Source organism: Streptomyces sp. NPDC096132 (assembly GCF_044763345.1).
In the GTDB taxonomy this organism is placed as follows: Bacteria; Actinomycetota; Actinomycetes; order Streptomycetales; family Streptomycetaceae; genus Streptomyces.
In genome coordinates this window covers 146,037-158,670 of record NZ_JBIWGA010000017.1, presented here as the reverse complement: position 1 = coordinate 158,670, position 12,634 = coordinate 146,037, and the positions used below count along the sequence as shown (strand labels likewise).

At 70.5% G+C, this 12,634-nt stretch carries 13 protein-coding genes; 7 read left to right on the top strand and 6 right to left on the bottom strand.

The genetic code is table 11. The annotated features are described in order from the left end of the window. Positions 1-6: 6 nt before the first annotated feature. From ACIRF9_RS34365 to ACIRF9_RS34355, 3 genes are all read right to left on the bottom strand, one after another. The gene (locus ACIRF9_RS34365; RefSeq protein ID WP_403830286.1) at positions 7-786 is read right to left on the bottom strand and encodes an SDR family oxidoreductase; all 780 of its coding nucleotides are present in this window, start codon (positions 784-786) and stop codon (positions 7-9) included. Positions 787-897: 111 nt separating this feature from the next. Further along, positions 898-1,107, bottom strand: a complete 210-nt coding sequence (locus ACIRF9_RS34360) for a hypothetical protein (protein WP_403830284.1) — start codon at positions 1,105-1,107, stop codon at positions 898-900. 315 nt (positions 1,108-1,422) lie between these two features. Further along, a complete protein-coding gene (locus ACIRF9_RS34355) occupies positions 1,423-2,193 on the bottom strand; it encodes an SDR family NAD(P)-dependent oxidoreductase (protein WP_403830281.1) in 771 nt (256 codons plus the stop codon). A 192-nt stretch (positions 2,194-2,385) separates the two neighbouring features. On the opposite strand from ACIRF9_RS34355, the gene ACIRF9_RS34350 reads away from it, so the two are divergent. From ACIRF9_RS34350 to ACIRF9_RS34340, 3 genes are all read left to right on the top strand, one after another. Continuing rightward, the gene (locus ACIRF9_RS34350; protein ID WP_403830279.1) at positions 2,386-3,039 is read left to right on the top strand and encodes a TetR/AcrR family transcriptional regulator; all 654 of its coding nucleotides are present in this window, start codon (positions 2,386-2,388) and stop codon (positions 3,037-3,039) included. A 670-nt stretch (positions 3,040-3,709) separates the two neighbouring features. Then, the gene (locus tag ACIRF9_RS34345; RefSeq protein WP_403830277.1) at positions 3,710-3,844 is read left to right on the top strand and encodes a hypothetical protein; all 135 of its coding nucleotides are present in this window, start codon (positions 3,710-3,712) and stop codon (positions 3,842-3,844) included. A 267-nt stretch (positions 3,845-4,111) separates the two neighbouring features. Next, complete coding sequence (locus tag ACIRF9_RS34340) at positions 4,112-4,960, top strand: LuxR C-terminal-related transcriptional regulator (RefSeq protein ID WP_403830275.1); 849 nt, start codon at positions 4,112-4,114, stop codon at positions 4,958-4,960. A 345-nt stretch (positions 4,961-5,305) separates the two neighbouring features. On the opposite strand, the gene ACIRF9_RS34335 is transcribed toward ACIRF9_RS34340, so the two are convergent. After that, the gene (locus ACIRF9_RS34335; RefSeq protein WP_403830272.1) at positions 5,306-6,163 is read right to left on the bottom strand and encodes an amidohydrolase family protein; all 858 of its coding nucleotides are present in this window, start codon (positions 6,161-6,163) and stop codon (positions 5,306-5,308) included. Further along, on the bottom strand, positions 6,160-7,116 hold the full coding sequence (locus tag ACIRF9_RS34330; protein ID WP_403830269.1) for a hypothetical protein: 957 nt from the start codon (positions 7,114-7,116) through the stop codon (positions 6,160-6,162). The genes ACIRF9_RS34335 and ACIRF9_RS34330 overlap by 4 nt, the downstream gene beginning before the upstream one ends. A 255-nt stretch (positions 7,117-7,371) precedes the next feature. On the opposite strand from ACIRF9_RS34330, the gene ACIRF9_RS34325 reads away from it, so the two are divergent. From ACIRF9_RS34325 to ACIRF9_RS34310, 4 genes are read left to right on the top strand one after another with little or no spacing between them, the layout of a single operon-like run. Further along, positions 7,372-8,235, top strand: coding sequence for a DUF1932 domain-containing protein (locus ACIRF9_RS34325; RefSeq protein ID WP_403830267.1), 864 nt, complete (start codon positions 7,372-7,374; stop codon positions 8,233-8,235). 17 nt (positions 8,236-8,252) lie between these two features. Continuing rightward, positions 8,253-10,166 (top strand): NAD(P)/FAD-dependent oxidoreductase, encoded by a 1,914-nt coding sequence (locus tag ACIRF9_RS34320; protein WP_403830265.1) that lies wholly within the window; start codon positions 8,253-8,255, stop codon positions 10,164-10,166. Between the two features lie 30 nt (positions 10,167-10,196). Next, positions 10,197-11,588, top strand: a complete 1,392-nt coding sequence (locus ACIRF9_RS34315; protein WP_403830263.1) for a cation:proton antiporter — start codon at positions 10,197-10,199, stop codon at positions 11,586-11,588. 50 nt (positions 11,589-11,638) lie between these two features. After that, complete coding sequence (locus tag ACIRF9_RS34310) at positions 11,639-12,262, top strand: hypothetical protein (protein ID WP_403830260.1); 624 nt, start codon at positions 11,639-11,641, stop codon at positions 12,260-12,262. 13 nt (positions 12,263-12,275) lie between these two features. Here ACIRF9_RS34310 and ACIRF9_RS34305 read toward each other — a convergent pair whose 3' ends face one another. Further along, the gene (locus ACIRF9_RS34305; protein WP_403830439.1) at positions 12,276-12,605 is read right to left on the bottom strand and encodes a hypothetical protein; all 330 of its coding nucleotides are present in this window, start codon (positions 12,603-12,605) and stop codon (positions 12,276-12,278) included. Positions 12,606-12,634 lie beyond the last annotated feature (29 nt).

Genomic DNA, 12,634 nt, shown 5'->3' with positions numbered 1-12,634 from the left:
TCGGATTCAGACGGTCTTGATGGTGCCGCCGTCGATGACGTAGTCGGCGCCGGTGATGTTGCCGGCCACGTCGGACAGGAGGAACGCGATCAGGGCCGCCACTTCCTCCGCTTCGGTCATGCGGCCGGTCGTGACGTTCTGGCCCTTCACCATCTGCCGGCGGAAGTCGGCAAGACTCATGCCGGACGCGGCGGCCCACTGGGCAACCGCGCCGCCCGGGTCCGAGTAGACGGAGGTGTTGACCAAGCCGGGGGAAATGGTGTTCACCCGTACACCCTGGGGACCGAACTCCTCGGACAGCGCCTTGCCGATCGCGGTGACCGCCGCCTTGGCCGAGCTGATGGCGGGCGGGAAGCCTCCGGACATCAGCGCCATGATGGACGAGACGTTGACGATCGCTCCACGGCGCTCGATCAGGCTGGGCAGGGCCGCCCGGGTGGCACGGACGGTGCTGAGCACGTTCATGTCGAACGCGCTGGTCCACTCGGACTCGGTGACATCGAGGAAGCCGACGGTCGCCCCGTCCCCGCCTCCCACGTTGTTCACCAGCAGATCGATGCCGCCCAGCTCGGCCAGCGCGCCGTCGATGAGAGCGGAGACCCCTTCCGCGGTGCCCAGGTCCGCCGACACCGCATGCGCACCGGTCTCCTTCAACTCGGGCGTGACGGTACGGGCGGCGCCCACGACACGGACACCCTCGCCGATCAGGGTCCGGACGGTGGCCAGTCCAATGCCCCGGCTGGCGCCGGTGACGACAGCGGTCTTGTTGGTGAGGTTGAGGTTCATGACACTCCAATTTCTCGAACTGTGGATACACAAGGGGGATGGTGAGCAGGCGGGGCGGGCTGGACGCGGCATCCGGTCGTGTCGGGCCCAGCCGCCGACGTATGGCCGTCGTCAGCCGGCGAACCGGGTGCTGGGGGTCGGCTGCGGCAGCGTGAGGCCGGCCTGGTCGGCGACCTTGGCCAGGGCGTCGACGATCTCGGTGCGGCGGGCGTTGGCCGGGTTGGTGGTGTCGAACATCGGCGGGTTGAGCTTGGCGCGGTGGGCGTCGGCGACGTCCCGGCCGCTGAGTCGGCCGTGGCCCGGCGGGCTGTGGCCGAGCACGCCCATGTTGTAGCGCTGCGCGGGGAGGCGCCCTGGTGGTTGCGGTGGTCGGCGCCGGGCGGGCCGAACCTGGTGGCCAGGACGGCCTGGTCGCGGCGCCCCTGGAGCGTCTCGCCCACGATCTCCCGCACGGAGTAGACCGTGGGAGAACTGACGGAGCTCGGCCGCCCTGGACCCGACGACGACTCGACGGCACTGCTGATCGGTCTGCGGGTCAGCCGCGTTCAGCCCGTCGTCCACCCCACCCGCCCGGCAGTTCAGTGCCGGTTGTCCTCGTATCCGGCGGAGTGCGGTCACCCCGGCCAGTGGGGCGCTTCAGTCGCGGATGGTCAGGCCGCCGTCGACCGCCCAGGCCTGCCCGTTGACCCACTCCGCGTCGTCGGACAGCAGGAAGGCGGCGGCCGCGGCCACATCCGCGGGCTTGCCCAGTCGTGGACTGCGCATCGTGGACAGAATCCGGGCCTGCCACTCCTCGCCGATCTGCTCCTTCGCGATTTCGGTCAGGGTCACGCCGACCCCGAGGGTGTTGGCGCGGATGTTCTGCTTGCCCCACGCGGAGGCGACGTGCCGGGCCAGCGAGTTGATGGCGGCCTTGGACGCCCCGTAGGCCGGGCGCTCGGGCTCACCGATCCAGGCCGCGCCCGCCGAGGTGTTGAGGATCGCCCCGCCGCCCTGCTGCAGCAGGTGGGGGATGACCTCACGGATGGCGATGGCGTAGCCGAACAGGTTTACCTCGAAGGTACGCCGCCACACGGCCACATCCATGTCCAGCAGGTTCTTGTCCCGGGCCAGGTGCTGGGCGGAGAGTTCGGCGCCGACGTTGAACAGCCCGTCGATCCCGCCGAACTCCGTGGCGGCGGTGTCGACGAGCGCCTTGATCGAGTCCTCGTCGGCCAGGTCGAACTTCACTGCGATCGCCTTGCCGCCGGCCTCGTTCAGACGCTTGGCCAGCACCTGCCCGGCATCGAGGTCTCTGCCACCGATGACGACCGAGGCACCCTCCTCCGAGAGCCGCTCGGCCGTTGCCGCCCCGATCCCGGCGGTAGCCCCGGCGATGACGATCCGCTTGCCCTTCAAACCCTTCATGTCTCTTTCCCTCTGCTCTGTGGCCTGTGCACCGCTTCCTGATCGGTCCACGGCATGGATGAGGCCGTTGTCCGTCGCGATGACGTTCCGGGCTCCACGTTAACCCACACTTGTTGGTTTACAAACACTCGATGGAAAAACGACATGTGTTGTATTTATAGGGTCGGGCGCGGTAGGCTACGGAGGATGTCCATGACCAAGAGCAGCAGCGCCCAGCCGGGTGACCGACGCGTACGGCGCACCCGGGCGGCCCTGCAGCGCGCCCTGATCGACCTCGTCGAGGAGCGCGACCTCTCGCAGATCGGCGTCGCCGACGTCGTCGAGCGGGCCGAGGTGAACCGCTCGACGTTCTACGCCCACTACCAGGACGTGCACGAACTGGCCGAGGCCGCCTGCACCTCGATGATCGACGACTTGATCGGGGTGGTCCTCGCCATCGACCCGGCCCGCGCGAACCCGTCGACCCCCTCGGAGAACCCGGAGGACCCCGACCCGCCACTGACGGCCTTCTTCGCACACTTCGCCGAACACGCCGGCCTCTACCGCAGCCTGCTCGGACCGATGGGAAGCGCCCGCGTCATCGAGCACGTACGGCTGCGCACCACGGCAGCCGCCCACGCCTCCGGGCAGATTCCCGCCACGGACGACACCCCGACGCTGGACACCGCGGACGCGTCCGTGATCCCGCACGACGTGCCCGCGGCATTCGTGGCCGGCGCGCTCATCGGCGTGGCCACCGACTGGCTGCAGCGCGGATGCCCGCGAACGCCGACCGAAATGACGATCGCGACCAAGCCACTCCTGCTCGCTCTGTCAACCGGAACCGAGGCACCGGCCACTTCGTAATACCGGCAACCAGCGTCCAAGGGCGGCCCCGCACCCGTTGGGCACGCCCTCTTTTGCGTCCGGCCACGGCGACCACCGCTCGGGAGCGGGTAGCGAAGGCTGAACGGCGCTTCACCTCCGGGAACAGACCGCCTCCGCCGTAGGGTTTCTCCCTTGTTCGGGGCGCATCGAGTCGTGATCTTCTCCGGCGGCTGGGGGACCGGGTACGGCTCGGCGGTCGTGCCCGAACTGACGGTCCTGCGGCAGTCCGCCGGACTCCCCGCGACCGTCAGTGCGCTGTGGGTCTGCGACGTGGTGCTCTGGATGCATCACCGTACGGATCATCAACAGAGAAGCCGGATCGGGACCTGCCAACTATCGATCCTGGTCACACGGTGCCGCGACTGCGGTCGCGGTGTCTCGTGGAAGTGGTTCGTCGCACCTCACCCGCCCGTCGCCGTCGTCGCCTGCTCACCGTAGGGGCGTGCGGGCGGGGCGGGAGCGTCCGGCGGGGAGAGTGTGTCCGATCGGCCCGCCGGGGGTGGGCGGGGACGAATCCTTCGGCCAGTCGGAGGGGCGCCGTCCGGCTGTGTGATTCACGCCGTGGGGGCTGAGAAGCGACGAGGGGTGGTATATACCAATGGCCGCCGAGTGCGGCCCGCGGACCAGCAGCAACACATGTGGAGGGTCTGTGTCGAACACCAATCAGGGCCTGGTTCCCGCCCGACGGGCGCGGCACGCCGACGGGCAGGAGCCCGCCGCGCCCACCCATGTCGTCCCGGTGCACGGGGCCGCGGTGGAGGCGGCCGCGGGGCGACCTTCGTGACCCCAGGGTCGCGGCCGATCCGCCCGTCCCGCTGTGCCACGGCCGTCGTGGCAGGTCCACCGCCCGGATCGGGGCGGACGAAGCGCCTTTCCGACCGAACCAACGTCGTGTTTCGGTCGTGTCGACAGCGGGGCCCGCATCGGGCGGCCCCCTGGTGATGACGATGCCGGGTCCCGCGCATCGAGGTACGCCCCGTCCGAGCGGGCAGAGACCGGCAGCGGCGCCGGGAGCGCTGCCCGACGCACCATGCGTTTGTGAGGAGTCGACATGGCACAACCCCCGCTCCGGACCGAGTGGCCGTTGGGCCCGGCCAACGTCACGAGGCCGGCCGCCGTGCGGGACGTCCGGACCGCCGCCGCCCTCGCCGCGCGGCGCGCGGCGCATCCTCAAGGGACACCGACCGAAAGCATCGTCCAGCGTGCCGAGACGACCGTCGTGGTGGGCATAGCCGACCACGAGGTGCTGGTACGCGGCGGCATCCGGGCGGCGCTCGAGCGGGCCCACGGCATCGACGTCGTCGCGGACACGGGCGACGAGGGCGCCGCGATCGAGATGACGCTGCGTCACCAGCTCGGCGTGCTGCTGATCGACAGCGGCATGGCGGGCACGCGCGGGGCCTGGGTCACGCGCACCGTGCGCCGCCTGTCCCCCTCGACGGCCGTGGTGGTGCTCGCGACCTCGGCGGGCGGCGGCCACCTCGACCGTGTCCTGCGGGCCGGTGTCGCCGGCTGCCTGCTCAAGAGCGGCAACCCGCAGGACCTGGTCGCGGCGGTACGGGTGGTGGCCACGGGCGGAGCGGTCCTGTGCCCGGAGGTCGCCCGGCACGTCCTCGACAGCGTCGCCCGGATCGACACCGAACGCGTCGAGCGGGCGCGTGAACTCATCGGCGGCCTCACCCCGCGGGAGCGCGAGGTCCTGGCGCTCGTCGCCCAGGGCATGGCGAACAGCGAGATCGGACGCGCGCTGCATCTGAGCGAGGGTGGCGTGAAGGCCCACATCAGCCGTCTGCTGACCAAGCTCGGCTGCGGGAACCGGGTGCGCGCCGCCCTCATCGCCCAGGACGCGGGGCTCACCGAGGGCCTCGCGGCCGACCCGGCCTGCCCACGGCCGGTCTGAGCCCCGTTCGGCCCGAGTCTGTCCGGCCCGAGTCTGTCCGGGCCGAGTTCGTTCGGGCCGGGTCTGTCTGGGCCGGGTCTGTCCGGGCCGAGTCCGTTCGGGCCGAGTCTGTCCGGGCCGAGTTCGTTCGGGCCGAGTTCGTTCGGGCCGAGTTCGTTCGGGCCGAGTTCGTTCGGGCCGAGTTCGTTCGGGCCGGGTCTGTCTGGGCCGGGTCTGTCCGGGCCGAGTCCGTTCGGGCCGAGTCCGTTCGGGCCGAGTTCATCAAGGCCGCGTCGTCCAGCCGGAGTTCATCCGGTGCCGAGAGAGTGAGGGAGGGCGCGGACGTCTGCCCGCCGCGGTCGCAGGTCAGGTCGCTGAGGGACTGGCCGGCCAGTCCAGCCAGTCCAGCCAGTCCAGGACCGCGTCTCCCATGATCCATCGGAGGTCGTCCGCGCTCAGGAACGACAGGGCCTCGGTGAACAGCTCGACGTTCTCCCGATAGGGACACGGCAGCCGGGTCCAGTCGCTGCCCCAGAGCATCCGGCGCGGGCCGAAGGCGTCGAACACGCGCTCCAAGGGCTCGTGGAGGTCGGGGAACGGAAACGGCAGCCGCGAATGACAGGGCAGGGCCGTGGCCTTGACCGCGACCCGAGGATGCCGGGCGAGCCCGATCAGGTCGGTGAGGTGTGCGAACGCCTCGGGGGACCGGGCGTCCACCGGCACGGCCAAGTGGTCGACGATCAGGCGCAGGTCCGGGAAGCGCCGCGCGACCTCGCCCAGCGCCGCGCTCATACCGGGTGCGTAGACCATGACCGGCAGCGCGGCGGCGTTCGCCGCGGTCCAGAACCAGTCCAGGTCGCCGGCTCGGAACCGGGCCCGCCACGGGTCGCGGTGCAGCGTGATCCGGACGCCCAGGCTGCCCGGGCGGTCCCGCCAGCGGGCCAGCAGCCCTGCGTTCGCGGGGACGGTCAGCGGGATCCTGCCCATCACCGCCAGCCGGTCGGGATGCCGCGCCGCGGCCGCCCACGCCAGATCGTTGCGGTCGCCTTCCCAGGACGGCGGCACGAGAACCGCGCGGTGCACTCCCACGGCGTCCAGCACCGCGAGGGTCTCGCGCGCCGTGACCGGTTCGGAGCGGTGGGCGGTCGCCGCGCCACCGGCCGGCCACGGCCGGGCCGGTGTGTCGGCGCCCCAGATGTGGACCTGCGCGTCGACCAGCCTCATGCCTTCGCGGGCACGCAGCGGTGCGGCGACAGGTCGCTGATGTACTTCGCCTCGCTGCCCGACTTGGCCAGGTACTCCAGGCACAGCGCGACGCGCTGGACGCGCTGGCGGATGGTGTTCTCGTTGACCGGGTCGTGCGGGTGGGACTGGGCGCTCGCCCCGATCTTCAGCATCATTGGCGCGCAGATCTGCACCAGTTCGGGCACCTCGTAGAAGCGGATGAAGCCGCCCTTGCTGCCGTAGACGTCCGTCGGCAGATCGATGGTCAGCCGCGGGGAGCCCTTGCGGATCTCCTGGAGCACCGCGAGCCCGAGGTCGTGGGTGGTGGTGACGCTGTCCGCACCGTTCTCCGCGTAGATCCGTGAAGTCATCGGGTTCGACACGATGCAGTGCGAGGACGCCTTGAGCATGAGGTCGGCGGGCAGTTCGCCGGCGGCGCGCATGTCCGACAGCAGCCTGATGACGCCGAGATCGTACGAGATCAGGCCGCGGCAGCCCAGCTCGGTCAGCCGGTACGCCTCCTCGACGCTCTGCGCGATCGCGTCGTTGTTGTTGATCCGCCGGCCCTGGGAGGCGCCGAATCCGCCACGGTAGAAGGCCGCCTTGCGGTCGTACTCCGGGCGGGGGCCGAGCGCGAACACCATCCCGACGCCGTTCTCCCGGCACAGCCCGAGCATGTCCTTGACCTCGGAGTCGGACAGCAGCATCGCGCCGAGCGTCTCGTTGAAGCGGGTGACCGGAAGTCCCTCGGCCTGCAGCAGGCGGAGCGTCGCGTCGAGCACCTTGAAGCTGTTGACGACCGGGATTTCGACGCCGTAGTGCCCGCCGTCCGCGAATTCCACTCCGGAGGGTTCGAGTTCGATCTCATCGCTGTGAGGAAGGCCATTTTCCATCAGGTACCGGCGGGCCCGTGACGCACCGCGGATGACGGCGGATCCGAAGTCGATCGACATGTTCTCCCCTGCTGATCCCGAAGTGATTCCAGTTCTGAATCCTGAAGTGATTTCAGCTGCCGGCACGTTTGTGGGCGGCCATCGCGATCCGAGGCTAGCGGCGGCGTCCGGCCCGGCGGGTATTCCCGCGAATCTGTAGCCGAAATTCCTGTCCGCGCAGGCTTCGATGTATCCGAAAGATTCAAAATCTCGACATCTGTTTTCACGTCGGGTACCCGTAGCTGCAATGGATTTCGGCCCACAAGGAGGGCACGGATGAGCCATGCCGATGCCGCGACGGTCGGCCTGCTGCACCCCGGCCGGATGGGCGCCGGGTTCGGCGGCGCGCTGGCCGACGCGGGTCACCGGGTGCTGTGGTGCCGAGCGGATCGAAGCGCCGCCACGGCGCGGCGGGCCGAGGAGTTCGGCCTGGAAGCAGTGGACGACCTCGAGCAACTCGCGGCGCACAGTGACGTGATCGTCTCGATCTGCCCGCCGCACGGTGCGCCACAGGTCGCCGCGGCGGTCGCCGAGGCCGGATTTCGGGGACTGTTCCTGGACGCCAACGGCACGACCCGCGCGGTGCTCCTCGACCTGGCCGGGAAACTCTCCGCGGCGGACATCCGCGTCGTCGACGGCTGCGTCATCGGACCTTGTCCCCAGGACGCTCCGGGCGTCCGACTGCACCTCGCCGGCGACAAGGACGATGTCGCGCGGATCATCTCGCTGTTCGAAGGAACCGGGATTCGGGTGCTGGACACCGGCGGTTCGCTCGGTGCCGCCTCGGCCCTCAAGACGTCCTACGCCACGTATCAAAAGGCTGCATACGTGTTGGCAGGAATCGCATACGCATACGCAGACGCCCACGGCGTCATCGAACCCCTCGTCGGGGAGGCATCGTTGATAACCCGTTCGCCTTTGACCGAAGTACTCGAAGACGCAATGCTGCCCAGCGTCGCGTCACGCGCCTGGCGATGGGGGCCCGAGCTCGCGCAATGTGCTGATGCCCTGCGCGAGGAAGGTCTCCCGGGCGACGTCGCCGATGCCGCGGTGCGGGTGCTCCAACGCTGGTTGCCGGTCCGCGACGCCTTCGACGGGGACACCCGCCGCGCCCTCGACCTGTTGGGCGGGCGGCTGTGAGCGCGCCGGAAGCGCCCGTGCGCGCGGAGGCCGTGGTCGTCGGGGCCGGGCTGATCGGCATGTTCACCGCTTTGTCGCTGGCCCAGCGCGGCATCGACGTCGTGCTGATCGACGACGTCGTCCACCAGAAGCGCAGCTTCAAGGTGGGCGAGTCGTTCCTGGTGTCCACGGCCCTGCCGCGCACCATCGGCCGGCTCGACACCTTCCTCGACGAGGAGTGCTTCGTCAAGCTCGGGGTCTGGTTCACCGAGGGCATGGAGGGCGCCGAGAGCTTCGCCCCCCGCAGCGAATGGAGCATCGCGCCCCTCAGCGAGCACACCCTCGCCCATCAGTCGGAAGACCACCGGGACCACTACCTCTTCCAAAGCGCCGAGGACAAGCTGTGGTTCCGATGCCTGGCGGTGGACCAGCAGATCGTGCGCCCGGAGGCCGAGGACGAGCTCCGCACCACGGTGCGGGCACACAAGCACATCCGCTTCCTCGACAGCGCACGCGTCGTGGACGTACACGTCGAGGCCGACGCTCCGAACACCGTGCGCTGGGCCGACCGCAACGCATCGAAAACCGGGGAAGTGGTCGCCGACTGGATCGTGGACTGCTCGGGCCGCAACCGGATGCTCGCGCGCAAGTTCGGCCACGCGATCGAGAAGGAGATCATCGCGCAGGACGGATTCCAGACGACCTCGATCTGGGGCCAGTTCACCGACATCACCGACGAGCAGTTCGCGCCGGTCTGGGAGTACCAGGATCCGAACGGCGGATCGACCCCGCGTGACAAGTACACCGTCCACCTGTGGGGCGAGGGCTACTGGATCTGGGTCATCCGCCTGTCGAAGGACCGCATCAGTGTCGGCGTGATCTTCGACCAGCGCACCCCGCTGCCCGGCGACACGCCCCGCGAGCAGTTCTTCGGTCTGATCGACCGCTATCCGGTGCTGCGTGACGTGCTGACCGAGCCGCGGCTGCTGGAGTTCCGGATGTACCGCAACACCCAGTACATGACCGACACGTTCGTGCACCCGCACGGCTACGGCATGGTCGGGGACTCCTCCTCGATCATCGACGCCTACTACAGCCAGGGCATCGGCCTTTCCTGCCAGCAGCTGTGGCACCTCACGAACGTCATCGAGGCGCACGTGCGCGGCGGCACGCTCGAGCGCGCGTACATCGACCGGATCAACCGCAACGCGCGGCAGGACTGGCTGATGATCCGCAACATGCTGCGAGAGAAGTTCACGCGTGCCATCCACGACCCGCGCTACTTCCTGCTCACGCATCTGCTGGACCTGGTCGTGCTCTGGTCCACCGGAACCGCCCGCTCGGACTTCGCCACCTGGCTCGTGCACACCGACGGCGAGACGCAGCGTGAGGGCGCGCGCGAACGGCGGTTGCGCCGACGCCTGAGCAAGCGCCTGTTCTACAGCAGGTCCCAGCCCTGGGCCTGGCTGCCGCCGGAGACGGTGCAACGCGTCCAGTCGCACGTGCAGCGGAAGATCGCCGAACGGGCGCGGTGGCGGCTGGACCACGGCAGCGAGGTCCCCGGCTTCCACTGCCAGATCTCGATCGCGCGTCCGCTGCCGCGGCTGTGGCGTGTGTTCACGGCCCGCGCGACAAGCGTCGTGGACGTCTCGCCGCTCGACCGGATCGCGCCCGCGGCGATGCGGCGGCCCTCAGCTCGTCGCCCCCTGACGCACTGGATTCCGATGACCGTCAACACGCGCCTGACCTGGGTTCTCAACCTGCGTACCCATGGCGTCATCGCGATCTTCGTGTACGGATACCTGCTGGACGCGGCGGACACGGCGGTACGCAAAGCCCGCTACCGCTTCTCGGGCCGCCGCCCGGTCACGGTCCCGGCGGCCGCCGCCGACACGGCCGAGGCGGAGGTGCCAGCCGAGGCTCTCCCGCCCACCTCCACGACGTCCTCATGACGGCCGATCGGTAAAGGAGGCAGGTCCACGATGGCCGACGACTCGACGATTGCCGCGGTTCTCGCCGCGCTCGCCGTGGCCGCGTTCGCGTGCGCGCTCTTCGGCGCAGGGGCACGTGCACTGCGCCAGCCCCCGGTGATCGGACAGATCCTGGCCGGGATCGCGCTCGGCCCGAGCCTGCTGGGCCGGCTGCCCGGCGATCCGACCGCGAGGCTGTTCCCGGCGCACGTCCTGCCGTACCTCGGCATGCTCGGGCAGGTCGCGGTGACGGTCTTCATGTTCTCCGTCGGATACGAGCTGACCGCGCACCGCCGCCAGGCGGCCGGCCGCGCCGTGGCCGCGGTCGCGGCCGGCGCCCTCGTGGTGCCGATGGGCCTCGGTGCCGCCATGGCCGTGCTGGGGCGCGCCGAGTTCGGCGCCGCCGGAGAACCGCATGCCGGCAGCGGCACATTCGTCCTCTTCCTGGCGGTGGCCGTCTCCATCACCGCGCTGCCGGTACTCGCCGCGATCGTCCGAGACCGCGATCTCGACGGCACGCGCGCGGGTACGGTGGCGCTGGCCTCGTCGGGCCTGATGGACGTGGTGGCCTGGCTCACCCTCGCGGCGATCACGCTCGGCGCCGGAACCACGGACGGGCGGCGGGCGGGGGTGCAGCAGGTGGGCCTGCGGCTGGTCCTGCTGCTCGCGCTCGCCGCGGCGCTGCTCGGCGTCGTCAGACCCCTGCTGCGCCGTTGGATGCGGGGCTCCGCCACGGTGCCGTATCACCTGCCCGTCGCGTTCGCCCTCGCCGCGGGTGCGGCGGCCGCGACCACCGCCCTCGGACTGCACGCGGTTTTCGGCGGTCTGCTCGCGGGTGCCGCCATGCCCCACCCGCACGCGCACCCCGATCCAAGGTCCGCTCCGAGTTCCGGTTCGCGCTCCGATCGCGCCGCCGTCCCCTTCCTGACCGCCGCTCTCCATGCCGTCGAATCCCTCCTCCTCCCCCTGTTCTTCGTCACCACCGGCCTCGCCCTCGACGTCGGAGCGCTGCGCCCGGGCGACTTCGTCCTCCTCGCGGTGGTCTGCGCCGTCGCCTGCGCGGGCAAGCTCGGCGGCGGATACGTCGGTGCCCGCTTCGGCGGCCTGCCCCGGCGGCCGAGCGCGACCGTCGCCGTCCTGCTGAACACGCGGGGCCTGACCGAACTCATCGCCCTCAACCTCGGCCTGGCCTCGGGCGTCATCCACAAGCGCCTGTTCACCGTCCTGGTGCTGATGGCGGTCATCACGACGCTGATGACCAGTCCGCTCCTGACCGCCCTCGGCGATCGCGCGAACCCTCGACGCAAGCGCGGGTCCCGCCCCGTCGAACCCGCCGCGGCATCGACGTCCGCGGAAACGGATCCGGTCTCGGACCGGGAAATCCAGGCTGGGCACGTGTCCTGACGCCGCGTTGACGGAAACGACTCTCCACGTCCCCGGGGGATGATCCCGCAGTGATCGATCCTGCCGACATCGACCTGACCGCACTGCTGAGCCAGTGGTACGGCCCCCCTGCCAGGGACGAGGTCCCGCTCCCCGATTCCTGCGCGTGGCTGCCCGAACCGCTCCGGAGGTGGCACAGGGCGGTGCGCCGCTGGGAAGTCCGCGTGCTCGCCGACCACCGGATGCCCGCCCCGGAGGACATGCGGCCCGGCGCCGACGGCACGGCCGTGTTCATGACCGACCACACCGGCGACTGGCACTGGGCCTTCTCCGTGGACGAGCCGGACGGCGTCGTCAACGGCGAGCCGGGTGGTCCATGGCATGCGAACCCCGAGCGGCTCGCCGCCTTCCTCGGCCACATGATCCTGAAGCAGATCTTCTTCACCGGCCCCGTCCGGATGCGGGCGATCTCCGTCCCGGACGGGCCCGTGGCGGAGATCGTCGCCGGGCTCGAACCCTTCGACGTGTCGTCGTGGATGTGGGGGGAGCCGGACGACCGGATCCTGCGCGGCGAGGACCTGCTGGTCGAGGCGTTCCGGACCGGGCCCGGACCGGGCTGGTACGTCCAGGTGGCCGCGACCCGCACCCAGACCCTGAACCGGCTGAAGGGCATCGCCGGCGTCGACTGGTGGTAGCGGGCGAACGCGGTCACCTCAGGGGCGCGGTGCCGGGAGTGTCGAGGAAGCCGAGCAGTACGGCGGCCTCCGCGCGGAGTCGGGCCGCTCGGTCGGCGTGTGCGGGGGCGGTCAACCGCGCCGCGGCCTCCAGTCGTTCGGCGGCCTCGGCGCGTACGACGTCCACCACGCCGTGCTCGCTCAGCTCACGCCGGGCCGCTTCGGTGGCGCCGACACCGACCGGCGACTGCTCGAGGGCCGAGCCCCTGAGCTCCGCCTCGGTCAGGGGCACCGCCTCGGCGTTGTCCAGCGCGGCAAGGGTCGAGCGCAGGGCGCTCACCGCGACCCTGTCACGGGCCCGCATCGCTTCCGGCAGTGCTTGACGCATACGAA

What these genes read in the sequence shown, in the direction of transcription:
- ACIRF9_RS34365 (WP_403830286.1), bottom strand. Translation starts at nt 786, where the DNA reads ATGAACCTCAACCTCACCAACAAGACCGCTGTCGTCACCGGCGCCAGC.
- ACIRF9_RS34355 (WP_403830281.1), bottom strand. Translation starts at nt 2,193, where the DNA reads ATGAAGGGTTTGAAGGGCAAGCGGATCGTCATCGCCGGGGCTACCGCC.
- ACIRF9_RS34350 (WP_403830279.1), top strand. Translation starts at nt 2,386, where the DNA reads ATGACCAAGAGCAGCAGCGCCCAGCCGGGTGACCGACGCGTACGGCGC.
- ACIRF9_RS34340 (WP_403830275.1), top strand. Translation starts at nt 4,112, where the DNA reads ATGGCACAACCCCCGCTCCGGACCGAGTGGCCGTTGGGCCCGGCCAAC.
- ACIRF9_RS34335 (WP_403830272.1), bottom strand. Translation starts at nt 6,163, where the DNA reads ATGAGGCTGGTCGACGCGCAGGTCCACATCTGGGGCGCCGACACACCG.
- ACIRF9_RS34330 (WP_403830269.1), bottom strand. Translation starts at nt 7,116, where the DNA reads ATGTCGATCGACTTCGGATCCGCCGTCATCCGCGGTGCGTCACGGGCC.
- ACIRF9_RS34325 (WP_403830267.1), top strand. Translation starts at nt 7,372, where the DNA reads ATGAGCCATGCCGATGCCGCGACGGTCGGCCTGCTGCACCCCGGCCGG.
- ACIRF9_RS34315 (WP_403830263.1), top strand. Translation starts at nt 10,197, where the DNA reads ATGGCCGACGACTCGACGATTGCCGCGGTTCTCGCCGCGCTCGCCGTG.
- ACIRF9_RS34305 (WP_403830439.1), bottom strand. Translation starts at nt 12,605, where the DNA reads ATGCGGGCCCGTGACAGGGTCGCGGTGAGCGCCCTGCGCTCGACCCTT.